Here is a 1,023-nt window from a genome sequence, read left to right on the forward strand (position 1 = left end):
CGGGCACGGTCCTCCGGAGTGGTCATCGCCCCGCTCCCCTCTCCGTCGGCAGCTCCCGGCACCAGCCTCCCCTCAGGAGCAGCCAATGCCGCCACCGGCGCGTACGCATGCCGGGTACGCCGAACGGGTGACCGCGCCCGAGGGGCCGGACCTCAGCTTCCGCCCGCCACCGCCCACGCCGCCACCCTCTTGGCCAGCGCCCCGCCCGCCCGCGTCCACGCGAAGTGGTCCAGAGGGCCGCCCGCCTCCTGCGTGGAGTACCGCAGGCGTGTGACGCGGGCCGCCGGCACCTTGCCGACGAGGTGGTCGAGGGCGGGTGCGGGGGCCCAGGTGTCGCCCTCGACCCGGACCGCGAGGACGGGCAGGCCGAGGGTGCGCAGGGCGGCCTCGTAGTCGTGCGGTGAGCCGGGGGACGAGTAGCGGCCCGTGCGCCCCTGGCGTGCCCAGTCCCGCATGACGCCCTTGGACTGGTTGCCGCCGAAGCCGAGCCGGATCCCGGGCCACCGGCCGAGCAGGGTCGACGTCGCCGCGGCGAACAGCTCGCCGATGAGCAGCAGGGGCCCGCGCACAGGGCCGTACGCGCGGAACCAGACGGAGCCGGAGGCGACGAGGGCGACCCCGTCGACTCCGGGGCCGATCCCCAACGCGGCGTGTACGANCCCCAGTTGGCCGCCCATGCTGTGGCCGAGGAGGTACAGCGCGGGCTCCGGGCCCAGTTCGGCCCGTATCGCCTCGACGACCGCCACGAGGTCCTGCTCCACGATCGTGCGGTAGCCGTGGTCGACGGCGTCCGCGTCCGTCACCCGCGGGGTGCTCTCCCCCTGCCCCCGCATGTCCACGGTCAGGGCGGTGAGACCCTCCGCGTGCAACTGGCGTGCGAACGCGCGGTAGTAGCGGGCGGGGGTGCCCATGGCGGGCAGGATCAGGACGGCCGGTGCGGGGCGGGGCGAGGCCTCGCTCCCGTGCAGCCCGCGGACGGGAAACCGTGCCCCGTCCGGGAGTTGGGCGGTGACGAACACCGGC

Annotated in this window: 1 protein-coding gene; it reads right to left on the reverse strand. The window is 75.6% G+C overall.

The window, feature by feature from the left end; genetic code table 11:
* Window positions 1-152: 152 nt before the first annotated feature.
* Window positions 153-911: an alpha/beta hydrolase family protein gene (locus tag ACZ5CR_RS47520; RefSeq protein WP_468870310.1), complete on the reverse strand. Its 759-nt coding sequence runs from the start codon at window positions 909-911 to the stop codon at window positions 153-155.
* Window positions 912-1,023 lie beyond the last annotated feature (112 nt).

Source organism: Streptomyces sp. NPDC031274 (assembly GCF_055570235.1).